Source organism: Microbulbifer mangrovi (assembly GCF_002009015.1).
Lineage (GTDB): Bacteria > Pseudomonadota > Gammaproteobacteria > Pseudomonadales > Cellvibrionaceae > Microbulbifer > Microbulbifer mangrovi.
This window is the reverse complement of record NZ_LZDE01000286.1, coordinates 1-24,052: the sequence shown is the minus strand read 5'-3', so window position 1 is coordinate 24,052 and position 24,052 is coordinate 1. Positions and strand designations below refer to the sequence as shown.

Here is a 24,052-nt window from a genome sequence, read left to right as displayed (position 1 = left end):
CATCCGAGCCCCCAGGGATGGGTGTACGGCGTGTCTGGCAAAGCCGTACCCGGCAGCGACGCCGCCACTGCAGTTTCTTCAAGACTCTGTGTGTTCTTTAGTCAAAACCCCGGACATGCTAGAATCCGCGCCCATTTTTCCGGGCTTTCGGCACGTCCGTGTCACCGCCGGTCCGTCAGAAAAATCCAGCAATCAATAAGACTTCCCAGACAGGCTCATCTGATTATGCAGTTCTCCAACACCCTGTTGTCGTCCACCAGAAATGACTGGTTCGGCAATATCCGTCGCGATGTGCTCGCCGGTCTCGTCGTGGCCCTCGCCCTGATCCCCGAGGCCATCGCGTTCTCCATCATCGCCGGCGTCGACCCGCGGGTGGGCCTGTATGCCTCCTTCTGTATCGCCGTCGTCATCGCCTTCGTCGGCGGACGCCCCGGCATGATCTCCGCCGCCACCGGCGCCATGGCCCTGCTCATGGTCACGCTGGTCAAAGAGCACGGCCTGCAATACCTGCTCGCCGCCACGCTGCTGACCGGGGTGCTGCAGATCATTGCCGGCTACCTCAAGCTCGGCAGCCTGATGAGCTTTGTCTCGAGGGCTGTAGTGACGGGGTTCGTGAACGCGCTGGCCATTCTGATCTTTATGGCCCAGCTGCCCGAGCTCACCGATGTCACCTGGCATGTGTATGCCATGACCGCCGCCGGCCTCGGTATTATCTACCTGTTCCCCTATGTGCCGGTGGTGGGCAAAATCCTGCCGTCTCCGCTGGTCTGTATTCTGGTACTGACCGCAGTCGCTGTGGTGATGGGGCTGGATATTCGCACCGTGGGCGATATGGGCGATCTGCCGGACACCCTGCCGATCTTCCTGTGGCCGGATGTACCGCTTAACTTTGAGACCCTGAAAATCATCTTCCCGTACTCCGCCGGCCTCGCTGTGGTGGGCCTGCTGGAATCCCTGATGACCGCCACCATCGTGGACGACCTGACCGATACCAACAGCGACAAGAACCGCGAGTGTAAGGGTCAGGGCATTGCCAATATCGGCGCCGGCATGCTCGGCGGTATGGCGGGCTGTGCGATGATCGGCCAGTCGGTGATCAACGTGAAGTCCGGTGGCCGCGGTCGTCTGTCCACGCTGGTGGCGGGTGTCGGCCTGCTGACTCTGGTGGTGTTCCTGAGTGACTGGGTGGCGGTGATCCCGATGGCGGCGCTGGTGGCGGTGATGATCATGGTGTCCATCGGTACCTTTGACTGGGGCTCCATCCGCAATCTGAAGAAGCTGCCGCTGTCGACCAATCTGGTGATGCTGTCTACTGTGATTGTGGTAGTGTTTACCCACAACCTGGCGTTTGGCGTATTTGTGGGGGTGCTGCTGGCTTCCCTGTTCTTCGCCAACAAGGTGAGCCACTTTATGTATGTGAGCTCGGATCTGGATGAGGAGCAGAATTGCCGGACCTACAAGGTTGTGGGGCAGGTGTTCTTTAATTCGGCAGACAAGTTTGTGGCGGCGTTCGACTTCAAGGAGGCGCTGGACAAGGTGGTGATCGACCTGAGTCGCGCGCACTTCTGGGATGTGTCGGCGGTGTACTCGTTGGATAAGGCGGTGGTGAAGTTCCGCCGCGAGGGCGCAGAGGTAGAGCTGATCGGCCTGAACGAGGCCAGCTCCACGATCGTTGACCGCTTTGGTGTGCACGATAAGCCGGAAGAGATTGAGAAGGTGCTCGGGGGGCACTGAGCCCGGAGTCTCGGTCAGGAGCTCCGTTTGGGCTCCATTGGCGCCGAAACACTGGGTGGAAGTTTTTGAAATCGCACAAGTACATCCCTGTATGCTCCGACGGCGACTTCCCTGTCGCCGAAGGTTTCAAAAACTTCCACCCAGCATTTCGGCTTCTCCCCTGTCCCTTCACTCCGTAAGCAAGCACCTCGCTTCGTAGTTTATTAAGTTGGATAGCGACAGAGAGAAAATAATAAATGACCGAACAAAAAGATCCCCTAGTTCTTGCCTGTATCGACGGATCCCACTACACCGGCGCGGTTTGTGATTACGCCGCCTGGATCGCCAGCCGCACCGGCGCCCCCATCAAACTTCTGCACAATATCGAGCGCGTCTCCACCCCTGCGGTAGCGGACCTGAGCGGCAGTATTGGTCTGGGTAGTCAGGAGGAGTTGCTGGAGGAGCTGACGACCCTGGAGCAACAGCGCTCGAAGCTGTTGCTGGAACAGGGGCGGCAGATGCTGGAGGGCGCGCGGGAGCGTGCACTGGGTGCGGGGGCGGAGCGGGTGGTTACCTGCCAGCGTCACGGTAGCCTGATCGAGTCGCTGGTGGAGCTGGAGGATCATATCCGGGTGCTGGTACTGGGGATTCGCGGTGAGGAGCACGGCGAGTCTGATCGTGGGTTGGGCGCGCAGCTGGAGTCGGTGGTGCGTTCGCTGCACAAGCCGATCCTGGTGGTAAACCGCGAATTCAAGGCGCCGCGTTCGATCATGCTCGCTTATGATGGAAGTGAGGCGGCGCGCAAGGCATTGGATATGGTGGCCACCAGCCCGCTGCTAAAAGGGACGGAATGTCATTTGGTATACGTGGGAGAGGGTGCCGAATCGGTATTGTCTGAGGGCGCTGAGACCTTGAGCCACGGCGGGGTCTCAGTGGTCAGTGCCAACCTGCGGGGCAAGACAGTCGAGGCCCTGATTGCCTATCAGCAGGAGCACGAGATCGACCTGACAGTAATGGGGGCTTTCAGCCACAGCAAATTGCGCGATCTGCTGCTGGGCAGTGTGACCGCAAAAATGTTGCTCGGTACCAACCAGCCGCTGCTGCTGCTGCGTTAACAATTGTTGCGATAGCGATAATTCCGCGGTGCCAAACTAAAAAGCCTGTGGGGGGAGCCCCCACAGGCTTTTTTATTTTGTTGCGGAGAGCGAATCAGCTGGCCAGCTTGCTGGGCTCAGAGGAGGAGTTTGCGGCTTCGGGAACCGTCATGCCCGCTTTTTTGTGCGGCGTTGGCTTTCCCTCGGCGTCCAGTGACACGAATACAATGCGCTCCACGCGAACAATCAACTCCCGGGTCTGCTTGTTACGCATCTCGCAGTGCACAGTGAGGGATGTACGGCCGATCGCTGTTACCTCAAAACCGAATTCCACAATGTCGCCGCAGACCGCAGAGCTGACAAAGTCGATTTCCGACATCAGTTTGGTCACGATGTTGGCAGTGCCCATCTGGCACCCCGCGAAAATAGCTGCTTCCTCATCTATCCACGCCAGCGCCTGGCCGCCGAACAGGCGTTGCGCTGGATTCAGATCGCCGGGTTTAACGAAATGACGTGAGTAGTACTTCATGGGAATTTACCTCGCTGCATCTCCCTGGAAAAAATAAGAGCGCCGCATTTCCTCGCGGTCTCAACGCGGGTTGTGCATTAAGCGTGCCAACGGTGGAGAAGGATTTGTGACTCATGATTCAACGCCTGCTTGATTGGCAACGGCGGTGACTGGCGCATGGTGATGGTGACTGCCTAGGCTTAGTCCAGTCATTTGTGCACGTTTTTTATGCATTTCGCACTGACCTGGGGCAGGGGTTTGGTTTTCGGTTTGGCTAAACTGGCCGCAAGCACGGATATTCTGGCCGGCAGATTCCCGTAGCGTGATCTGCAGCTATGGGAGTTGCTGCCAACAACTATTAGAATGTGCCGCTTTGTGGTCGACCAGTCGACCCCCTGTAGAATCACCCAACGGAGAGAGCCCGGCATGATCATCAAGCCGAAAGTTCGCGGTTTCATCTGCACCAACGCCCACCCTCAGGGCTGTGCCGCCAACGTGCGTGAACAGATCGAGTACATCCAGTCCCAGCCCGCCATTGAAGACGGTCCTAAAAACGTGCTTGTGGTCGGTGCTTCCACCGGTTACGGCCTGGCTTCCCGTATCACTGCCGCCTTCGGTTGTGGTGCCAAAACACTCGGTGTCTTCTTTGAAAAGCCGCCGACTGAAAAGCGCACCGCTTCTGCCGGCTACTACAATTCAGCCGCTTTTGAAGACGAAGCGCACAAGGCGGGCCTGTACGCAAAAAGTATCAATGGCGACGCCTTCTCCAATGAGATCAAGGCCCAGGCCATCGACCTGATCAAGCAGGATCTCGGCAAAATCGACCTGGTGATCTACAGCCTGGCCTCTCCTCGTCGTACCGATCCGGAGACCGGCGAGCTGTATAGCTCTGTGCTGAAGCCCATCGGCAAGTCCTACACCGCCAAAAACCTCAACACCGACAAGCTGGAAATTTCCGACATCAGTGTTGACCCGGCCAATGAAGAAGAAATCGCCGCTACCGTTAAAGTTATGGGTGGCGAGGACTGGGAACTGTGGATGAAAGCCCTGGGCGATGCCGGTGTACTTGCCGACGATTGCAAGACCGTGGCCTACACCTACATTGGCGAGAAGCTGACCTGGCCGATCTACGGCCACGCCACTATCGGCAAAGCGAAGGAAGACCTGGACCGCGCCGCCAAAGCCATCAGTGACAGCGGTAACGCCAGCGCCAATGTGGCGGTGCTGAAAGCACTGGTGACCCAGTCGAGCTCCGCCATCCCGGTAATGCCGCTGTATATCTCCCTTGTCTATAAAGTGATGAAGGAAGAGGGTACCCACGAAGGTTGTATCGAGCAGCTGTACCGTCTCTATACCGAAGGCCTGTACACGGATGCGCCGCGACTGGATGACACCAACCGTTTCCGTATGGATGACAAGGAGCTGCGCGCGGAAACCCAGGCCAAGATCGAAAAGCTGTGGCCGGAGGTGACCGAGGAAAACCTGTTCCAGCTCACCGATTACAAGGGTTACAGTGACGACTTCCTGAAGCTGTTTGGATTTGGCGTCGATGGTGTCGATTACGAAGCCGAAACCAGCCCGCTGGTAGACGCCAAGTTTCAGTGATTGCTGATAGCGATACCCAGTATTAAAAAACCGGCCAGAATGGCCGGTTTTTTTATGGGGCAATTAGGGGCAAATAGCAGGCTGTGTGAACGGGCAGGCCGATATGCATAGTTACACATCATGCGTACTCATATTGTTCCGCAGATGAAAACATCATTCGCGAATTGATCCTTCTGACACTTTAATGGTCTCTCGGCAGGCTTGGGTCGGCTTGTTTTGTGTGGATAAGTGGTCAACAGGTTTATGAGCATTTTTGAGTATGTGATCAGCTTTGTACTGGTTGTTGTCGCGCTGGCTCTAACGACAATGCTGGGTGATCTGGTGAGAGCCTTTCGCCAGCGGGCTGTCAGACCGGTACACTGGCTTGTGTTTGTCTGGGTGGTACTTGTGCTGTCCTGGCAGTATCAGTTGTTGTGGGCAGCGTTTGAGTTACACCAGATACAGCGTGACTGGACCGCGGTGGAATTCGGCTTGCTGATCGGGTTGACGCTGGTGCTGTGTGTTGCCGGGCGTCTTGTGGTGCCCGATTGTTCGCAAGAAAGTTTCGCTGCGCACATGGAAGGAGCGCGCTCGAAAATCGGAGAGGATCCGTTCCGTAGATTCCTGTTCAACGGTCGCTGGGCGCTTGCCTGTCTTGCCGGATATTTTATTTTTGGTTACTTCATCAATGTGTTTCTGTTCAATATCGGCTTTTTTGATCCAATCAATGTAGAAGACCTGGTGCTGGCAGCTTTACTGCTGATACTCATCTGCTCTCGTAGTGAAACCACCTGGATCATTGGTACCGGTCTGTTCATCGTCGCGTCGATAGTCGCCATCCTTGTGCTGACTCCTATACGTTACGGATCCCCCGGTTACTTTGGCAGTTGAAATTGTAGCGACTGACGAGCGTCGCAGATAAAAACCAGTGTGCTTGGCGCGGCAACGACACGGACTGCATAATGCGAGATAAAATCCGCATAGCCATTTTCAGGGGGAGTTCAAATGGAGTATCGCAAGCTCGGCAAAACCGATATTGATGTCAGTAAAATCTGTCTCGGCACCATGACGTTTGGAGAGCAGAACAGCGAAGCGGAGGCTTTCGAGCAACTGGATTACGCGCTGGAAAAGGGCGTCAATTTTATTGATTGTGCCGAGATGTACCCGGTGCCGCCGAAGCCGGAGACCTACGGGGAGACCGAAGAAATCATCGGTAACTGGCTGCAAAAGCGAGGCCGGCGTGCAGATGTTGTTTTGGCGAGCAAGGTAACAGGACGCAGCGCTGCCAACTCCGGGGTGGGGCATATTCGCGGCGGTCCCCGTCTCGATCGCGCGCAGATCCTCAAGGCCTGTGACGACTCCCTGTCGCGACTGAAAACCGATTATATCGACCTCTATCAGGTGCACTGGCCCGAGCGTCAGTCCAATTTTTTCGGCAAGCTCGGTTACCAGCACGGCGAAGATGACGGGGTGGATATCAGTGAAACCCTGTCCGCCCTGCAGGAGCTGGTGGAGGCCGGTAAAGTCCGTCACATCGGTCTCTCCAATGAAACCCCTTGGGGTATGCACCGCTACCTGCGGCTTGCCGCTCACGGCAACAAGCCGCGGATTGCCTCCATTCAGAATCCTTACAGCCTGCTGAACCGCACCTTTGAGGTGGGGTTGGCAGAAATGGCAATTCGCGAGCAGTGCGGCCTGTTGGCCTATTCACCACTGGCCTTCGGTACCCTAAGCGGCAAATACCTCGATGGAGCCCGGCCCGCGGGCGCGCGCCTCACCCTGTTCGAGCGCTTCCAGCGCTATACCGGTGAACGCGCGGTATCCGCTACCACGCAATATGTGAACCTTGCCCGCGAATCCGGTCTCGACCCCGCGCAGATGGCCCTGGCTTTCGTCACCCAGCAACCGTTCGTGACGTCAAATATCATCGGCGCGACCACCATGGCACAGCTCGAGAGCAACATTGCCAGCGCGGATATCGAATTGGCGGCGGATCAACTGGCGGCGATAGAAGATATCCACAGCCAGACCCCCAATCCCGCCCCTTGAAATCTGATTCGGTGACGTCAGGCATAGTGGTAAGGAGCCGTGTCACCGAATTCCGCTCATATTGCACCATATCTGGCGCCGGAATCTGCACGGCTATCTATACTCACAGGTAGTGTTGCGCGCCCCATCGAGTGGGCGAGCCCGGTTGCCGAGGCCTGCCTGCTCCGTGGGACGTCGCTGCAGTCGAGTATGAAACTGTGCCAATGGGAGGTTTTATGGAGACCGGCCACCACACGCTCAACGAGCTTTTCGCCCAGCTGGGCCTGGGTTCTGACGACAATGCGATAGAGGATTTTCTCTCCAGGCACCATCTGGCTGGAGAGGAGAAGCTGGCTCGAGCCGAGTTCTGGAGCGATAGTCAGCGCAAGTTTCTGCACGACGCGATTGTCGAGGACTCCGACTGGTGCGAGGTTGTGGATGAGCTGGACGCCCTGCTGAGGCACTAGCTGCGCTGCGGTCAAGCAGTAGCGGGTGATGTCGGCCTGCAGGGTTGCACCAGGGACAGCCCCGGTGTTGTGGATGCCTGCGCTAGGGGAGTACCTCCGAGCGGCGGGCGCGGCTATAATGCGCCGTTTTCTTCCGGGCGCCCAGGCCTCCGGATACCCACTCGCCGATCGCTGTTGTCCGCAATCTATGGAAAAACCACATTTTCGTGTCGCCCTGTTACACCCGCGTTACTGGCTGACCTGGTCGCTGTTCGGGCTCTGGTATTTGGTGGCGCAATTACCTTACCGCTGGCAGATTTCCATCGGTCGCGCCGTCGGCAAGCTGATGCTGCGCTTTGCCTCCAGTCGTCGCGAAATCGCCGCGCGCAATCTGGCGCTGTGCTTTCCCGAGCTCTCCGCACACAAGCGTGAACAACTGTTGCGCCGCAATTTCGCTTCCAACGGTATCGCACTGATGGAAACCGGCATGGCGTGGTTCCGCTCCAGCAGCTGGTTGCAAAAGCGCTTTACCATCGAGGGGCTGGAACACCTGCAAGAACCGCACAGTCGCGGTCAGGGGGTGGTGATGATGGCGATGCACTTTACCACCCTGGAAATCGGCGCCGCGTTTATGAGCATGAGCCATCCGGTGGATGGCATGTACCGGCCCCATAAAAACCCCGTCTACGACTATATGCAGCGCAAGGGCCGTGAGCGCCACGGCGAAAGTTCCAACGTGCTGCAGCGCAAAGACGTGCGCGGCATGCTGCGGGCCCTGCAGAAGGGGCGTGCGGTGTGGTATGCACCGGACCAGGATTACGGCATCAAGCAGGGGGTGTTTGCCCCGCTATTCGGCATCCCCACAGCGACGGTCACCGGCACTTCGCGATTTGCGCGGGTGGGGCGTGCACAGGTGGTGCCCTACACGGTGACCCGCCTGGAAGAGAAGGGCATTTACCACGTAAAAGTATTCCCGCCGATCGAAGAAATTCCGTCGGGCGACGAACTGAAAGACGCGGTTCTGGTCAATCAGTTTGTAGAGGCGCGTATGCGCGAGAACCCCTCGCAGTACATGTGGGTGCACCGCCGCTTCAAGACTCGCCCTGAGGGCGAGGAGAGTTTTTATCCGGCGCGCAAGAAGCGTCGTAAAAAGCGCAAGATTTGATCAGAAAGTAGCCAGTTTGGTGTGATGTTGCGGGATGGCTTTTTTGCGCTGGCATCGAACTGGCACGCTCAGTAACATACCGCATTCAATTTTTGGCGGTACAGGCCGGCGACAGGGTCGGCTGGAGAAGGAGTTGCAATGATTTCCGGCAGTATGGTGGCACTGGCCACACCCATGTATGCAGATGGTAGCCTCGACTGGGACAAGCTGCATGAACTGGTGGAGTGGCATATTGAGCAGGGCACCCGGGCGCTGGTGGCGGTTGGTACCACTGGTGAATCGGCGACTCTCGACGTGCATGAACACCTGGAAGTCATCCGTCGCGTGGTGGATCAGGTCGCGGGTCGCATCCCGGTTATCGCCGGTACAGGTGCGAACTCCACCACCGAAGCCATTGAACTCACTGCAACCGCTGCCAAATGTGGTGCCGATGCGTGCCTGCTGGTGACTCCCTATTACAACAAACCCACCCAGGAAGGGCTGTATCAGCACTTCCTGGCGGTGGCCAAAGCCGTTGATATCCCCCAGATCCTCTACAATGTGCCGGGGCGCACCGCAGTGGATATGTTGCCGGAGACCGTGCAGCGCCTGTCTGCCGTAAGCAATATCGTGGGTATCAAGGAGGCCACCGGCGACCTGGAGCGCGCGCGCCAGGTAATCGAGCTGGTACCGGAAGACTTTGCGGTTTACTCCGGAGACGACGCAACCGCGATTGAGCTGATGCTGCTGGGCGGTCACGGCAATATCAGTGTGACCGCCAATGTCGCCCCCGCTGCGGTGGCGCAGATGTGCGAGGCGGCGCTGGCCGGCGACGCGGAAACCGCGCGCGCGATCAACCAGCGCATCGATGTATTGCACAAAACGCTGTTTGTGGAGTCCAACCCCATACCGGTGAAATGGGCGCTGAAAGAAATGGGTCGCATCGACAGCGGTATTCGCCTGCCGCTCACCGCTCTGTCACCCGAGCACCACGCTGTGGTGCGCGATGCACTGCGCAGCGCGGGCGTGCTCTGACAAGCAGAAAACTTCGCGGTAACCATGGGCTTTTTGCCCCGGCCAACTGGCCATTACCGTACCAGGACAAATGCGATCGGGACTGATTCGACAAGGTACCAATAATGACAAAACTTACCGCCGGAGCCCTGCTGTGCGCTGCGGTTACCACCCTGAGTGGCTGTGGCATCTTTGGCAAGGACGGTTATTTCCGCGACCGCGGTGACGACTATCAGCTGGCGGACAGCCTGCCCCCGCTGCAGGTGCCGGAAGGTGTTTCCGTGAAACACCAGGAAGAGCTTTACGAAGTGCCGCAGATCAGCGCTGAAGTGGACCGCGGAGAGTTCGTGGTACCGCGCCCCCAGGCGCTTTCAGTCAACGTCGGCCTGGACCGGGTGAAGATCCAGAAACTGGGCAATCGCCGCTGGGTGCTGGTAAACCAGCCGCCGGATGAAGTCTGGCCGCAGTTGCACTACTTCCTGCGCACCACCGGGCTGCAGCTGGCCATGTCAGATGCGGGCGCCGGCACCATGGAAACGACCTGGCTGACCTTCGGGGAATCTCCCGAAACCAAAGACAAGTACCGTCTGCAGGTGGAGTCCGGTGTACAGCCCGACACCACTGAAATCCACGTCAGGCATCTCGCGGTTCCTCTGGATTCGCAAGTTGGCGGTGCGGTGAACTGGCCGGCGCAGTCGTCCAGCCCGGAGCGCGAAGGCTGGATGATCGACGAAATGTCCGGTGCGCTGGCGGCAGAATCCAGCGGTGCCGCGGCCTCCCTGGTGGCGCAGGCCATCGGCGGCGGCAAGGTCAAGGTGCAGGTGATGGAGCCGGCAGGTAAAGAGCCCTACATCGCTCTGGGCCTGGCCATGAACCGCGCCTGGGCTACCGTCAGCCATGCGCTGAATACCGGTGCCTACCGGCTGCACAAGGAAGATGCGGATATCCGGGTCTTCTACGTAACCTATGATTCGGAGCGCGAGCTGTCCGAAGACGAAGAGGATGGCTGGTTCTCCAGCTGGGGTTCCGGCAAGGGTGAGGACAAGCTGGCCCAGTCGGCGGATGCCTACAGCCTGCAACAGGTACTGGCCAATATCGATACGAGCGCCAATGTTGAGCCCGCGCTGTTTGCCAATATGCAAGGGCTGGGCGGCGCGCCCAACAGCAATATCCCGGGTTACCTGGTGGTATTGCGCGGTGTAGACGATGCGATTGAAGTGCGTATCCGCAATACGCGCGGCTTGCCGCTGTCTCGCGCCAAGACATCTGAACTGCTGATGGCTATCCGTCAGAACTTGATCTGAGTATCGGATAGCGCACATGGCGATCAGATTTGCCTCCCTGGGTAGTGGCAGCAAGGGCAATGGCACTCTGGTCGCCGCTGGCGACCACTGTCTTCTGGTGGACTGCGGTTTCACCATCAAGGAAACCGAGCGGCGTATGGCGCGGCTCGGTGTCTCCCCCGCGGAACTCTCCGCGATCCTCGTGACGCATGAACACAGCGACCATCTGGGCGGTGTCGGCCCGCTGGCACGCAAGTATCGTCTGCCGGTGTACCTCACACCGGGCACCCTGCGCGCGCGGGATGTGGGCAAGTTGCCCGAGGTGCACCTTATTGAGGGGCACCAGCCGTTTGCGGTGGGGGATATCCAGGTAACGCCTGTAGCGGTCCCCCACGATGCCCGTGAGGCGGCGCAATTTGTTTTCCGCAGCCGTGGCAGCAGTCTGGGGCTGTTAACTGACCTGGGTACCATCACCCCGCACGTGGAGTCCCACTACGGGGATTGCGACGCCCTGGTGCTCGAGGCCAATCACGACCCACAGATGCTTGCCCAGGGGCCTTATCCGCCCTCGCTCAAGCGACGTGTGGGCGGTGCCTACGGACACCTGAGTAACCAGCAGGCTGCCGGTTTCCTGCAACGGGTGGGCAGCGACCACCTGCAGCATCTTGTGGTGGCGCATATCAGCGAAAAGAATAACAGCCTGGAACTCGCGCGCGCGGCGCTCGCCGATGCCGCCGCCCGCGCTGCCAACTGTATTTTTGCCTGTCAGCAGGAAGGGTTTGACTGGCTGCAGATCGAAAAGGCAGAGTAGTATCCCATCCGGGTGGGGCGCGTCCGCGGCCGACCCTCTCAACAATTTCAAGAAAAACGGCATCAGGGAAAGGGAGTTTCGTTCCGTGGCAGCATTCGACCATCTCGCCCAATATCTCACTCGCACCGACAGTGGTGCCCTCTACAACAAACCTGGCCAGGATCTGCTGCTGGTGGAAACCGGCCTGTGTCGCGCAGTGATATCCCTGCAGGGCGCGCAGGTGCTGGAGTTCACCGCACAGGGCCGCGCGCCGCTGCTGTGGCTGAGCCCGGCGGCGGCATTCAAAGCCGGTAGCGCAGTGCGCGGCGGCGTGCCGCTGTGCCTGCCGTGGTTCGGGGAAAACCGCAGCGACCCCAGCAAGCCTAAACACGGCCTGGTACGTACCCAATTGTGGGAGATCGCGGGCAGTGAAGAGCGGGCGGACGGTACCGTCGTGCTGACATTCCGTTTCCAGCACCCGGGTGACGAACTGTTCGCGGCCAGTTTCGAGTGTCTGCTGAAAGTCGGTCTCGGCAAATCCCTCAGCTTCGATCTCGAGCTGACAAACACCGCCGAGGCGCCGGCGGAGTTCAGCTGGGCGCTACACAGTTACTTTGCGGTGGCGGATGTTACTGAAGTGGCGGTGGAAGGACTGTCCGGCGTGAGTTACCTGGACAAGACCCTTGGATTTGCCCGCGCTACCCTGGAAGGCCAGCAGACCTTTGATGGCGAAGTGGACCGGGTATTCGAACAGGCGCCGGCCAGCCAGAAAATTGTTACTCCCAACCCGATCACCGCGCACAGCGAAAATTGCCATACGGTGATCACATGGAATCCGGGGGCGGAGCTGGCGGCCACCATTGGCGATATCGGCGAACACTTTGGCGGCTTTGTGTGCGTGGAGCATGGCAATGCCTTTGCCGACAGCTGGCAGCTGGGTGCCGGTGAAAGTGCGCGCGCCAGCCTGACCCTGAGTCGCTGAGTTTCCCTTCTTTTGGCCGGTGTCTGGCCTCGACGGTGGAGACATCCCCATGCAATCTGGACTGATTCACGCATACCTGTTGGACGGCGCCGGTCGCGGACGGCGCCTTGGCTGGCCCGAAGTGGCGGCCTGGGCGCCCGATCAGGGCAAGCTGTGGCTGCACCTGGACTATACCGACCCCGAGGCCCGCACATGGATTGGCGGAGCGGCGCAACTGGATCCGCTGGTAGCCGACGCCCTGCTCACCGAGGAAACCCGCCCGCGCACTACCGGTATCGGCGATGGCCTGTTGATTGCCTTGCGCGGCGTCAATCTGAACCCCGAATCACAGCCGGAGGATATGGTTTCGATCCGTCTGTGGGCGGAAGAACACCGGGTGATCAGTACCCGCAAGCGGCAGTTGTTGTCGGTGAACGACCTGTGCCAGCAGCTGGAGAGCGGTCGCGGACCGCGCAGCTGTTCGGCGCTGGTGGTGGAACTCGCGGACCTGTTGGTGTGGCGTATGAGCGACACTGTGGATACTTTCGAGGACACCATCGACGGTCTGGAAGATCGGGTTGTGGCCGGAGCCAGCGGCAGTCTGCGTCTCGATCTGGCGCTGTTGCGCAAGCAGACAATCACCCTGCGTCGTTACCTCTCCCCACAACGGGAAGCGCTGGCGCGCCTGATGGTGGAGAAGCTGGACTGGATCGGTGATCAGGAGCGCCTGCAGTTGCGGGAAGTGAGTGACCGCCTGCTGCGGCATATTGAGGATATCGATGCGGTGCGGGAGCGCGCGGCGGTGACCCAGGAAGAGCTGATGAGCCGCATTTCCGAGCAGCTCAACAGTCGTATGTATGTGCTTTCCATTATTGCGGCGATCTTCCTGCCGCTGGGTTTCTTTACCGGTTTACTGGGAGTCAATGTCGGGGGAATCCCCGGTTCGGAAAACCCGCGCGCATTCCTGGTTTTCTGCGTGTTGCTGGCGGTTACGGTGGCCGTTCAGCTGGTGGTTTTTCGCTGGAAAAAGTGGCTCTGACCCCGGGAAAACTGACTTTGCACTGTGGCAGCGACACCTTAGCGAAAGCCCGCGTAGATCTCAGCCAAACACCGTAACCGTCTGCCGGGACAGTGCCATCAGCTGGCCACTGGCATCCCACAGCCGCGCGCGAATCGCACCGTAACCGTCCTCTGCCTGTTCCACTTCTGCCAGGTACTGCCACCATTCACCGCTGTCTGCGCTGCGCTCGGCTTTCACACGGTGGGCGGTGGGCATCATCTCCAGGGTCCAGGTCAGTGAGCTGGCTGCGGCCAGGTCTTTCAGCATCGATAGTACCGCCGGGGGCCAGGCGTCGATTAGCGCCAGCAGGTGGGCTGTGGTGACCGGGCCTGCGGATTCCCGGAAGCGGATCCAGCCCCCCAGGCGGGGTTCGCTGCTGCCGCTGAAGGGAAAGGCGCCCGCGGCCAGACGGTAGTCGAAATGCTGGGTGAATTCGGGTACCAGTCCTTCGATATACGGCAGGGCTTCACACTCGTCCGGTGCGCGGAACTGTGGTGCCGTATCCGGGGACACTGCGACCGTGGACTGCCTCGGTTTGCCGAAACTGGCAAGGGCTGCGGTCACTACCTGGTCGCCCTGGCTGGCGTGGGCCTCGATCTGTACTGCCGAGCGGCCTGCGCGCAGCACTCGGGAACTGGTGTGCAGCTCGCCGGCTTCTGCCGGTGCCACGAATGAAATGGTCATTGAACGCAGCGGGGTTTCTGCTATGGCGCCCTGGGTTGCAGTTTCCAGAGCGGCTTCCATTGGTTGGTAGAGCAGCGCAGCGGCGAGGCCGCCGAATGTGGCGCGTCCCTGGGTCCAGCCACCGGGAATGGTCACCTTGCGGGTATCTTTCGCGTTCTCGATCAGGGTATTGAATTCCATCGGGCTACGTCTCTACTTCTCAATCTCTACTGCTGTGCCGAGTGCTCGGTTGCGGGAATGTACAGGGCGCGCTCAGCTGAAGCTGTGTGCGTCGTCAGGGAAGGTGCCGTTCTTCACATCTTCCGCGTATTTGCGCAGGGCCCCTGGAATGTCCCCGGCTTCCTGCAGGAAGTTCTTGGAAAACTTTGGCGGCTTCTCGGTGAGGCCGAGTATGTCGTTGATCACCAGTACCTGGGCGTCGGTATGGGGCCCTGCGCCGATACCGATGGTGGGCATGGTAACCGCGTCAGTAATGCGTTTGCCCAGGTCGCTGGGCACACATTCAAGCACCAGCAGGTCTGCGCCTGCCTCGTCCAGTTGTACGGCGTCGTCGAGAATTTCACCGGCGCGGTCGTCGTCCCGTCCTTGCACCCGGAAACCGCCCAGTTTGTGCACCGATTGTGGCGTCAGGCCGAGGTGGGCGCACACCGGGATACCGCGCTCGGTGAGCATTTTTACCGTGGGTGCGAGCCAGGCGCCGCCCTCGATTTTCACCATGTGTGCACCGGCCTGCATGATGCGGGTAGCGTTGGTCAGGGCCTGCTCCGGGGTGGCGTAGGTCATAAAGGGCAGATCGCCCATGATCAGGGATCGCTTGTTACCCCGGGCGACGGCTTCCACGTGGTAAATCATCTGTTCCATGGTGACGGGGATGGTGCTGTCGTAGCCGAGTACGGTCATCCCCAGGGAGTCGCCGATCAGCACGGTTTCGACACCGGTTTTCTGGGCCATGGCGGCCATGGGGGCGTCATAGAGGGCGACGCAGATAAATTTTTCTCCATCGGCCTTCATCTTGCGCAGGGTCTGCACGGTGATCGGCTTGGTCAGCTCAACGGGGGCGTAGGGCATGGCGATGACTCACGTTGCGGGTTCTCAACCCGGAATTCTTGGGACAGGGGTCTGGTACTGAACCGGTCACTTGCCGGGATTGTAGTAGTGGCGACCGCTGCTGACGTTCAGCAGGTATTCCACCAGCTGCAGGTAATCTTTCTGTTGGTCGACGATATCAATTTCCGCACAGTTGACGATTAGCAGCGGGGCCTGGTCGTAGTAGTGAAAGAAATTGGTATAGGCCTCGTTGAGGGTCGACAGGTATTCGTTACTGATGCTGCGTTCTGAGGTGATACCGCGCTTGTGGATGCGCTCCTGCAGCACGTTGAGGGGCGCCTGCAGGTAGATCACCAGGTCGGGCTTCGGCGCCTCCAGGGTGAGGTGCTGGTACACCTGCTGGTACAGCTGCAATTCATCACTGTCCAGGGTGACCTCTGCAAACAGGTGGTCTTTCTCGATCAGGAAATCAGCCACGCGCACCGGCTTGAACATGTCGTCCTGGCGCAACGCCTGGATCTGTTGCGAGCGCTGCAGCAGGAAGTGCAGCTGGGTGGGCAGCGCGGCGCTTTTCGGGTCGCGATAAAAGCGCTCGAGGAACGGATTTTCTTCCGGCAGTTCCAGCAGGGTGTCGTAATTGAAAGTGGCGGCGAGCTTCTTGGCGAGGGTGGTCTTGCCGACACCGATATTGCCTTCCACGGCAATAAATCTCGGTAGTGTCCTGCCTTCCAGATCCAGTTCCTGGGCGATATTTTCTGCGCTGTAGTTTTTGCCAGAAGTAGTGTCGGATGTGGGAAGTCTTGTCACCGGGGATACTCCTTTTCTTGTCCCTGATTACAGGCGGTGTAATCGATTGGGGGGGCACTGGGCCAGCAATGTCTGCAGGGGCGTGCCGTCGGGCATGGTCAGATCCGGGGCCAGTTGCGCCAGTGGTTCCAGTACAAAATTGCGCTCCGCCATACGCGGGTGCGGCACTTGCAGGCGCACCGTGTCGAGTTGCCGGGTACCGAACAGGAGAATATCCAGGTCCAGGGTCCGCGCGCCCCAGCGCAGGGTCCGCTCGCGGCCGTGGAGGTTCTCGATTGCCTGCAGGGCGTCCAGCAAATCTTCCGGCGCCAGCCCGGTGTCCAGGCAGGCGACGGCGTTGACATAATCCGGTTGCTGCCCTGGCCCGATGGGGGCACTGCTGTACAGGTCGGAGCAGTCGAGCAGTGTCGTATCGGGGATCGCCTTTATTTGCTCCAATGCGCTCCGCAGCTGTGCTGCCGGATCCTGGAGGTTGCTACCGAGGCCAATATAACAGCGATTCACTTGTGAATTCCGCTCAATTTGATGGGTGTTCCGCACCGTTATTTGGGCGATTGCTGCGGTTTCGGTTGCGCCCGCCGCGATTGCGCCGCCCGCGCCCCTTGCCGCCGCGCGGGCCGTTGCGGGGAACATCGCGAACCATCTGCTGGCGCAGCTCTTCGTCGGCCTGCTGGAACTCGGTCCACCACTGGCCGAGTCCCGCGGGGATCTCGCCACTTTCTTCACGCAGCAGCAGGAAGTCGTAGGCGGCGCGGAAGCGCGGCATTTCCATCAGGCGGAAGGCGCGCTCACCGCCGCGACGGGGCAGCCGGGATTGCATGTCCCAGATTTCTCGCATGGGCATGGAGAAGCGTTTGGGGATGGCGGTGTGTACCAGCTGGTTGCTGGTGATCTTCTGCGCGGCCTGGGCCAGTGCCGGTACCGGCGGAATGCCTTTCTCAATCAGGAATTTCTGCTCGGAATTCACCGCTGGCCACAGCAATGCCGCGTACAGGAATGCCGGAGTCACGCGCTGGTCATTGCGAATCCGCTGGTCGGTGTTGCGCAGGGCCAGGCGGGTAAGGGCCAAAGCCTCGGGGTTGTCCAGCTGGCTGGCATTGTCCGGGAACAGGTGGGACCACAGGTGGTGCTCGCACATCAGTTCGAAGGTGCGCACGCCGTGGCCGCTCATCAGTAGTTTGAGTACTTCGTCAAACAGGCGCGCGGGGGCAATGTTACGCAGCAGCGGCGCCAGCTCCTCGAGTGGCGCTGCAGTCGCGGGCTCGATGTCGAAGTCGAGCTTGGCGGCAAAGCGCACCGCGCGCAGCATGCGCACCGGGTCTTCTTTATAGCGGGTCTCCGGGTCGCCGATCATGCGGATGAGGCGCTGTTCGATATCGTCGATACCACCGGTGTAATCGTGAATTTCGAACCCATTGGTGGTGTAGTAGAGCGCGTTGACCGTGAAGTCGCGGCGTACCGCGTCACTTTCCAGATCGCCGTAGACATTGTCCCGCAGCAGCATGCCGTGTTCGGATTGCTGGGCCTCATGGGACTCGCCATCGCTGTGGTGACCGCGGAAGGTGGTGACCTCAATGACCTCGCGGCCAATGCGCGCGTGCAGGATGCGGAAGCGTCGGCCGACGATACGGGCGCCGCGGAACAGCTGCTTGGCCTGTTCCGGGGTGGCATCGGTGGCGACGTCAAAGTCTTTGGGATGGCCGCCAAGTAGCAGGTCGCGTACTCCGCCGCCCACGATATAGGCTTCGAAACCGGCTTCCTGCAGGCGCTTCATGACCGTGAGGGCCGCGCGGCTGACATCCCGCCGCGACAGGTTGTGATCGCTGCGGGGCACGACAACCCTGGATTTGCCTGGGCTGGATTGCGATTTGCGGCTCCGCTTTTGCGGTGGCTTGCCCCCGCCGGAGCTGGGTTCACTGGCGGCGGCCGCGTCTGTGGCTTTGGGCTTGCTGTGCCAGCGTTTGATACTGCTGATCAGGGAATTGAACATACGGCTTACTGTGTTATCCGCAGCCCGGTGGTCATGGGGCCGCTGTGTTGATCCGGGGACGCACCGGGAGGACGTGATTCCGGACTATTGTGGAGGCGGATTCTAACACACAGCAATGCACAGCTGCCGGTCCCGCTCCTTGCGGGGGCCAGCAAACGGTGTGCATACATGGAATAAAACAAAGAAAAGAAGGGAATTATTCTTATTTGGTATGAAGGCAGCGGCATCCTTGCGCTATCAATTTGCTTTTCAGCAAACCCTTTCCCAGGCACAATCAGTCAGTTTGTCACGTGCTTGTCGTTATTTTTGTTGTCTTCTACAAATTTATTGTTTTTGTTATTTCTCTTTATTCTTATTGTTTATTTTTATTATTAGTCGCTATTTTTAGTACTTTTTGTTTATTTTTATTGTTGTTCTGAGCCTTATTATTTTTATTGCTCAAATTTTGCTCCGGCATCGATCACTTTGGCTTTTATTGTCGATCTGCCCGTTCTCATTATTCTTATTTTGTTGCGCCCACTTATTGTTAGTAGTTATTAGGGCTTAAACAGTCATTTATTTTTATTCTTGGCTGTTCTTGTTGTTTGACCTATACAAAGCAGATAGCGTGCCAACTTTAAAAAGTTCTTAAAAATCAATAACTTAACATTTTAAGGAACTTTTTTGTGTCGTGTAAATACAGATTTCCGTTACGCATAGCGCGGCAGTTGTTACTCCACTGTGAGAGGGGGTAACACTTTCACCTGTTACCAATTTCCGTTCCGTTACCCGTACGCCCCTGATCTTGCTTAAGTGCTCTCTGTTCGTCGTAACACATTGATTTTAAAGAGTTTTAAGGTGTTCCCACCGGGTGGCGGCGGAATGTGGGAATAGTGTGGGCAGGCGAAGCAGAACCTTGTTACCCGGCTGTGGAGCCGGCTCGATACCGGTGTTGGTTGCGGGCTGGGGTGGGAACTGCTCGCGTCGGCGGTGTCGGAAACAAAAAAGCCCGGGCGGTGATGCCTGGGCTTTTTTTGGGGACGTCTCGGTGGGGAAATCAGGCTTCAGCGACGCGCTTGGCCTTCTTCCGCGGGATGCCGAGCTTCTGGCGGCGCTCCCACAGGCACTTGCGGCTGACGCCCAGCTTCTTGGCCAGTTCGGTCTCGCTCATGGTCTCCTGGTGTTCGAGAACGAAGCGGGCAAAGTAATCCTCCAGCGACAGGTCTTCGCGGGGATCGGCGTGCAGGCTGTTGCTGCGCGGGCGGCGCTCCGGATCGGCTTCCTCTATGGGGACCAGGTCCAGATCGATATCCAGGGTGCGATGATCGATCTCATCGCTGTCTTCGGTGAGGATCACCGCGCGCTGGATAGCGTTCTCGAGTTCTCGCACATTGCCCGGCCATGTGTAGGTTGTTACCGCCTGGATTGCCTCTGGTGACAGTTTCAGGGTTGGGCGATTGATCTTGCCGCAGAATTTCTTCAGCAGGCTTTCTGAGATGGACAGCACATCCTTGCCGCGCTCGCGCAGGGGCGGCAGAGTCATCTGGACGACATTGATGCGGTAGTAAAGGTCTTCCCGGAACTTGCGTTCGGCGGACAGCTGGCGAAGGTTTCTGTGGGTTGCCGCAACCAGACGCACATTGACCTTGCGGGACTCGATGGCGCCGATGGGGCGCACTTCACCTTCCTGCAGGACCCGCAGCAGTCGCGCCTGAGCTTCCAGGGGCAACTCGCCGATCTCGTCCAGGAACAGGGTGCCGCCATCGGCGGCGGCAATCAGGCCCTCGCGAGCAGTCTGTGCACCGGTAAATGCGCCTTTCTCGTGACCGAACAGTTCTGCCTCGATCAGGGTTTCCGGAATCGCGGCGCAGTTTACCGAGATCAGGGGCTTGCCGTTGCGCTTGCTCTCTTCGTGAATCGCGCGCGCCACCAGTTCCTTACCGGTGCCGGTCTCACCGTGTACCAGTACGGTGGCGTCGGTGGGGGCCACTTTGTGGATGCGGGCATACAGATCGCGCATTACCGGACTGTCGCCGATCATGCCCGCAATAGCGCGGCCCTCGGCCTTGCTGTCTGCAGCAGCGGCGCCGGCGGCGCGGTTTTGCTCGGCCTTGCCGATCACCCGGCGCACGGTGGCCAGCATCTCGTCGTGATCAAAAGGTTTGGCGATGTAGTCCGCGGCACCCATGCGCATGGAATCCACCGCGGAGCGCAGGCTCGCGTAGCTGGTCATGATCAGTACCGGTACGTCACCGGCCAGCTTCAGCAGGTCGGTACCGGGGGCGCCGGGCAGGCGCAGGTCGGAAATAATCAGGTCCATGTCCGTGATGCGAAACTTGGTGGTCGCTTCTCGAACTGAGCCGGCTTCACTGATCTTGTAGCGGTGCCTCTCCAGCAGCTTGCGCAGTGCTGTACGGATAATGGCTTCATCTTCTACGATCAGGATGTGGCTCATGTGTTACGCCTGGTTACAAATTGTTCAGGGGAGGCTAAGTTTTACCTTTTGGGCGTTTCTATGCAACCCAAATAGCCCGATTTGGCCGAAAAATGTTCAGTTTGACTGTCTGTTGGTAACAGGCAGATCACGATATGGCCTCATTCTCGGCGCTTTCCAGTGGCAATTGCACGACAAATCGGGCGCCGCGCCCGGTTTCCGGGTGGGCGGGACTCACCAGTTCCAGTTGTCCGCCGTGTTCTTCCACGATGCTGTACACCATGGCCAGTCCCAGACCTGTGCCTTCCCCGGGTTCCTTGGTGGTGAAGAATGGTTCGAGAATGCGCTCCCGGTGGGCCGGGGATATACCCGGCCCGTCATCGGTCACCGCGATACAGGCGAGGCCAGCGCGGGTGTAACCCTCCACCTCGATGTTACCGCCGTCCGGACTGGCGTCGCGGGCATTGCTGAGCAGATTGATAAATACCTGGATCAGCCGCTGGTTGTCGCCCAACGCGTAGAGGTCGTCGGGTACCAGATTGGCGAAGGTCACCTCGGTCTTGTCCCGCTGCAGGGACAGCAACTGCACCGCCTCTTCCACACAGGCGTGCAGGTCTACCGGGGCTTTCTCGCTTTCCTGATTGCCACTGTGGGAGAAGCTCACCAGGGAGTGGACGATACGGCTGATCCGCTGGGTCTGGCTCAGGATCTGATCTGCGGTATCCAGAACCTCCGGGTTGTCGGAGTCAAACTGCAGGTTCTGCGCGAGACAGGCGATTCCGGTGACCGGATTACCCACTTCGTGGGCGACGCCGGCAGCCAGGCGGCCTACCGAGGCCAGGCGTTCGCTGTGCATCAGTTCCTGTTCGAGGACCTGGGTTTCGGTGATGTCTTCCACCAGCAGCATCTGACCGTCACCGCGACTGTCCTTACTGCTTTCCTTGTTTTCCCGTCCGTATTTTCCCGTGCGCTGCTTGAGGCGGGTCTTGTGCAGGTTGAGCCAGCGACTGCTGCCATCCATCTCCACCTGTTGCTTGAAACGGCTGCCATCCGCGGACTCGGCAAACTCCGTGACCAGGGAGCGCCAGGGTTCCGGCAGGTACTCCGGTTTGGATCCGATGACCTCACTGGCGCTGACCCCGGTAAGGTCGGTCATGGCGTAGTTCCACAGCAGGATCTCGCCGTCACGCCCGAGGGAGCAGGCGGCCATGGGCAGCTCTTCGAGCATCTGCCGGTGATAAAGACGCAGGTTGTTCAGCTCTGCGGCAAGGCCGGTAAGCTGGTTTTTGTACCGGCTCAGGCGGGTTTCAATCAGATTGATGTCTTTGTTGGCTGGCTGGTCACTGGTGACGAACGGCAGGTGCCGATCCACAATCTGTCCCGCCAACACACGGCCCAGGAGTCCGGACAGATTGGCTTCCAGCTTGTCGCGCAACTGGCGCAGTGCGTAGGGACGCCGTTCGTTCTCCGGCAGGTTGAGCTGTCGCAGGGCGCGGCTGACTTCCTGGCTTGCGGTCGCGGCGCCGAGGCTTTCGGACAGGCGCATGCGGAACTCGGATGCAGATTGCACGTCCAGCTCCAGGCGCAGGGCCTGGCTGATGGAGTCGTCGCTGCACAGGTCGGCAGCGTAGCGTTCCAGGCTACTTGCGCGGGTGAATATCGACAGACAAACGAACAACAGCACGTTGACGGATAGCGACAGGGTGGTGATCTGCGGCCAGATCTCCATCCCCAGTGGAATCCGGTAGCTGCCGAAGGCAATACCGCTGTTGCCCACCATCGCCGGCAACAACAGTCCTGCGGCCCAGACCAGCATGCCCGCCAGCAGTCCGCCGATAAAGCCGCGGCGATTGCCCTGGGGCCAGTGAATCACCGCGAAAATACCGGGCAGGAACTGCAGGGAAGCGATAAACGCGATGATCGCCAGATCGGAAAGGGACAGGCGGTTGTTGAGCAGCAGGTAAAAGCCGAAGCCAGCCAGAAACAGCGCAGCAACCAGCGCCCGGCGCAGCCACAGCAGCTGGCGGTACATATTGTCGTCGGACTGCCAGCGGGTACCCGGCAGCAACCAGTGGTTCATCACCATGGTGGACAGCGCCAGGGTGATCATGATCAGGGCACCGGTAGCCGCGGAAAGACCGCCGATAAATGCGAGGATGGTCAGGGTCGCCGAGCCGCTGGCGCGGGGCACCGCAAGGGTGAAGTACTGCACGGGTTCCGCTACATCCAGGGCAAAGCCGGCCCACATGATGGGGAAGATGGGTAACGCCATCAGCAGCAGGAACAGGGGGAAGCCCCAGCTGGCGGTGCGCAGTCCCTGGGTGGCGGGCCGATCCGCAATACTGAGATAGAAAATATGCGGCATCGCCACCGCGGTGGCAATAAACACCAGCAACAGGGTGTGGGACGAACCCTGCTTGATCGGGGAGTAGAGCAGTTGCTGCATGTCGTTGTTCTGCGCCAGCCACTGGTCGAGCTCGCCGAGTCCACCGAACACCCCGTATACCGCGTACAGACCCACTGCCAGCAGGGCCACCAGTTTTACCAGGGATTCCAGGGCCATGGCACTGGCGAGGCCGGCGCGACGTTTGCCCGATGCGCCGTAGGTGCTGGTAAACAGCGCAAGCAGCACACAGTAGAAGAAGGCGATCAGGTCTTTGCTGGTGACGCCACTGGCGGGCAGTGCCAGTGCCGCGACGTTGTCCCGGGACAGCAGTGCGAGGGTCTCTGCCACGGCCTGGATTTGCAGCGCGATCAGCGGCAGCAGGCCCAGCAGCATGAACAGGGTGGCGAGGGTGCCCGCCTCGCGGCTGTGGTAGCGGAATACCAGCAGGTCGGCGGGGGAGGTGAGCTGGTAGCGCTGGGCGAGGCGTGCGAGCGGTTCCAGTGCCACCGGCGCGAACAGGAACATGGCGCCGGTGCCGAGGTAGTAGGCGAGTACCCCGTAGCCGTGTTGCCAGGCGAGGTCGATGATGCCGTAGTAGGTCCAGGCACTCAGGGAAACGCCCAGCGAGAGCACGTAGAAGAACGGGTGTCTTACCCAGTTGCTGGACAGCCAGCCCTTGGAGGTGGCGAAGGCCACGAAAAACAGGGCAAAAATATAGGCGACGCCGATCAGCGCAATATTGACGATCTCAAAGGTCATCGGGTTTGCGCCTCCGCTGAATAAAGATCGCCAGCAGGATCAGTACGAACCAGAGGATGAAAGGGCGATACCAGGCGCCGGATGGGTTGATCATCCAGGTGAATACGGTGGGGCTAAACACGTAGCCCACCAGTACCAGCAGGATTAACAGGGTACGGTTGCTCATTAAGGACCTGTAGGGTCGTCCTGCGGTGAGGCAGAAAGGGAGAAATTCGGCGCAAAATGTTAATGCGCGCTTGGGGGAGAGTTCAACTCTTTGCTGGTTCTACTGGTTCCGGTACTGATCGAAGCGCAGTGGCGGTGGCGCAATCGCGAGCAGCTTTGCGAGACACGCCGTAAAC

The 24,052-nt window shown here is 59.4% G+C and carries 21 protein-coding genes; 12 read left to right on the top strand and 9 right to left on the bottom strand.

The window, feature by feature from the left end; all coding sequences use genetic code 11:
- The first annotated feature begins 225 nt into the window (after positions 1-225).
- Entirely contained in the window at positions 226-1,734 is a 1,509-nt protein-coding gene (locus B4U49_RS07265; protein WP_078083909.1) for a SulP family inorganic anion transporter, read from the top strand.
- Between the two features lie 236 nt (positions 1,735-1,970).
- Positions 1,971-2,828, top strand: a complete 858-nt coding sequence (locus tag B4U49_RS07260) for a universal stress protein (protein WP_078083908.1) — start codon at positions 1,971-1,973, stop codon at positions 2,826-2,828.
- 94 nt (positions 2,829-2,922) lie between these two features.
- Here the strand turns inward: B4U49_RS07260 and B4U49_RS07255 are convergent, their stop codons facing one another.
- The gene (locus tag B4U49_RS07255) at positions 2,923-3,336 is read right to left on the bottom strand and encodes an acyl-CoA thioesterase (protein WP_078083907.1); all 414 of its coding nucleotides are present in this window, start codon (positions 3,334-3,336) and stop codon (positions 2,923-2,925) included.
- Between the two features lie 405 nt (positions 3,337-3,741).
- Here B4U49_RS07255 and fabV point away from each other — a divergent pair, with 405 nt between their 5' ends.
- The 10 genes from fabV (at position 3,742) to zntB (ending at position 13,604) form a co-directional block, all read left to right on the top strand.
- Positions 3,742-4,920, top strand: coding sequence for an enoyl-ACP reductase FabV (gene fabV / locus B4U49_RS07250; RefSeq protein WP_078083906.1), 1,179 nt, complete (start codon positions 3,742-3,744; stop codon positions 4,918-4,920).
- A gap of 243 nt (positions 4,921-5,163) precedes the next feature.
- Positions 5,164-5,790, top strand: coding sequence for a hypothetical protein (locus B4U49_RS07245; RefSeq protein WP_078083905.1), 627 nt, complete (start codon positions 5,164-5,166; stop codon positions 5,788-5,790).
- A 114-nt stretch (positions 5,791-5,904) separates the two neighbouring features.
- On the top strand, positions 5,905-6,948 hold the full coding sequence (locus B4U49_RS07240; protein ID WP_078083904.1) for an NADP(H)-dependent aldo-keto reductase: 1,044 nt from the start codon (positions 5,905-5,907) through the stop codon (positions 6,946-6,948).
- A gap of 215 nt (positions 6,949-7,163) precedes the next feature.
- Positions 7,164-7,394 (top strand): DUF2789 domain-containing protein, encoded by a 231-nt coding sequence (locus tag B4U49_RS07235; RefSeq protein WP_078083911.1) that lies wholly within the window; start codon positions 7,164-7,166, stop codon positions 7,392-7,394.
- 187 nt (positions 7,395-7,581) lie between these two features.
- The gene (gene lpxL, locus B4U49_RS07230) at positions 7,582-8,538 is read left to right on the top strand and encodes an LpxL/LpxP family Kdo(2)-lipid IV(A) lauroyl/palmitoleoyl acyltransferase (protein ID WP_078083903.1); all 957 of its coding nucleotides are present in this window, start codon (positions 7,582-7,584) and stop codon (positions 8,536-8,538) included.
- A gap of 138 nt (positions 8,539-8,676) precedes the next feature.
- Positions 8,677-9,552, top strand: coding sequence for a 4-hydroxy-tetrahydrodipicolinate synthase (dapA, locus tag B4U49_RS07225; RefSeq protein WP_078083902.1), 876 nt, complete (start codon positions 8,677-8,679; stop codon positions 9,550-9,552).
- A 104-nt stretch (positions 9,553-9,656) separates the two neighbouring features.
- The gene (gene bamC, locus B4U49_RS07220; protein WP_078083901.1) at positions 9,657-10,835 is read left to right on the top strand and encodes an outer membrane protein assembly factor BamC; all 1,179 of its coding nucleotides are present in this window, start codon (positions 9,657-9,659) and stop codon (positions 10,833-10,835) included.
- A 16-nt stretch (positions 10,836-10,851) separates the two neighbouring features.
- On the top strand, positions 10,852-11,625 hold the full coding sequence (locus tag B4U49_RS07215) for an MBL fold metallo-hydrolase (protein WP_078083900.1): 774 nt from the start codon (positions 10,852-10,854) through the stop codon (positions 11,623-11,625).
- An 85-nt stretch (positions 11,626-11,710) separates the two neighbouring features.
- Positions 11,711-12,586, top strand: a complete 876-nt coding sequence (locus B4U49_RS07210) for a D-hexose-6-phosphate mutarotase (RefSeq protein ID WP_158078575.1) — start codon at positions 11,711-11,713, stop codon at positions 12,584-12,586.
- Between the two features lie 49 nt (positions 12,587-12,635).
- Complete coding sequence (gene zntB / locus B4U49_RS07205) at positions 12,636-13,604, top strand: zinc transporter ZntB (protein ID WP_078083898.1); 969 nt, start codon at positions 12,636-12,638, stop codon at positions 13,602-13,604.
- Between the two features lie 60 nt (positions 13,605-13,664).
- Here zntB and B4U49_RS07200 read toward each other — a convergent pair whose 3' ends face one another.
- From B4U49_RS07200 to B4U49_RS19160, 8 genes are all read right to left on the bottom strand, one after another.
- Positions 13,665-14,489 (bottom strand): thioesterase family protein, encoded by an 825-nt coding sequence (locus tag B4U49_RS07200; protein WP_078083897.1) that lies wholly within the window; start codon positions 14,487-14,489, stop codon positions 13,665-13,667.
- 72 nt (positions 14,490-14,561) lie between these two features.
- Positions 14,562-15,377, bottom strand: a complete 816-nt coding sequence (panB, locus tag B4U49_RS07195) for a 3-methyl-2-oxobutanoate hydroxymethyltransferase (RefSeq protein ID WP_078083896.1) — start codon at positions 15,375-15,377, stop codon at positions 14,562-14,564.
- 66 nt (positions 15,378-15,443) lie between these two features.
- Positions 15,444-16,106 carry a deoxynucleoside kinase gene (locus B4U49_RS07190; RefSeq protein WP_143735576.1) on the bottom strand — a complete coding sequence of 221 codons (663 nt, stop codon included), beginning with the start codon at positions 16,104-16,106 and terminating at the stop codon, positions 15,444-15,446.
- 84 nt (positions 16,107-16,190) lie between these two features.
- Positions 16,191-16,667: a 2-amino-4-hydroxy-6-hydroxymethyldihydropteridine diphosphokinase gene (gene folK / locus B4U49_RS07185; RefSeq protein ID WP_143735575.1), complete on the bottom strand. Its 477-nt coding sequence runs from the start codon at positions 16,665-16,667 to the stop codon at positions 16,191-16,193.
- 13 nt (positions 16,668-16,680) lie between these two features.
- The gene (pcnB, locus tag B4U49_RS07180) at positions 16,681-18,153 is read right to left on the bottom strand and encodes a polynucleotide adenylyltransferase PcnB (RefSeq protein ID WP_078083894.1); all 1,473 of its coding nucleotides are present in this window, start codon (positions 18,151-18,153) and stop codon (positions 16,681-16,683) included.
- A 1,036-nt stretch (positions 18,154-19,189) separates the two neighbouring features.
- Positions 19,190-20,587 carry a sigma-54-dependent transcriptional regulator gene (locus B4U49_RS07175; RefSeq protein ID WP_078083893.1) on the bottom strand — a complete coding sequence of 466 codons (1,398 nt, stop codon included), beginning with the start codon at positions 20,585-20,587 and terminating at the stop codon, positions 19,190-19,192.
- Between the two features lie 127 nt (positions 20,588-20,714).
- Positions 20,715-23,711, bottom strand: coding sequence for an ATP-binding protein (locus B4U49_RS07170; RefSeq protein WP_078083892.1), 2,997 nt, complete (start codon positions 23,709-23,711; stop codon positions 20,715-20,717).
- Complete coding sequence (locus B4U49_RS19160) at positions 23,701-23,877, bottom strand: hypothetical protein (RefSeq protein ID WP_010130964.1); 177 nt, start codon at positions 23,875-23,877, stop codon at positions 23,701-23,703. Before B4U49_RS19160 ends, B4U49_RS07170 begins: the two co-directional genes overlap by 11 nt.
- Positions 23,878-24,052 lie beyond the last annotated feature (175 nt).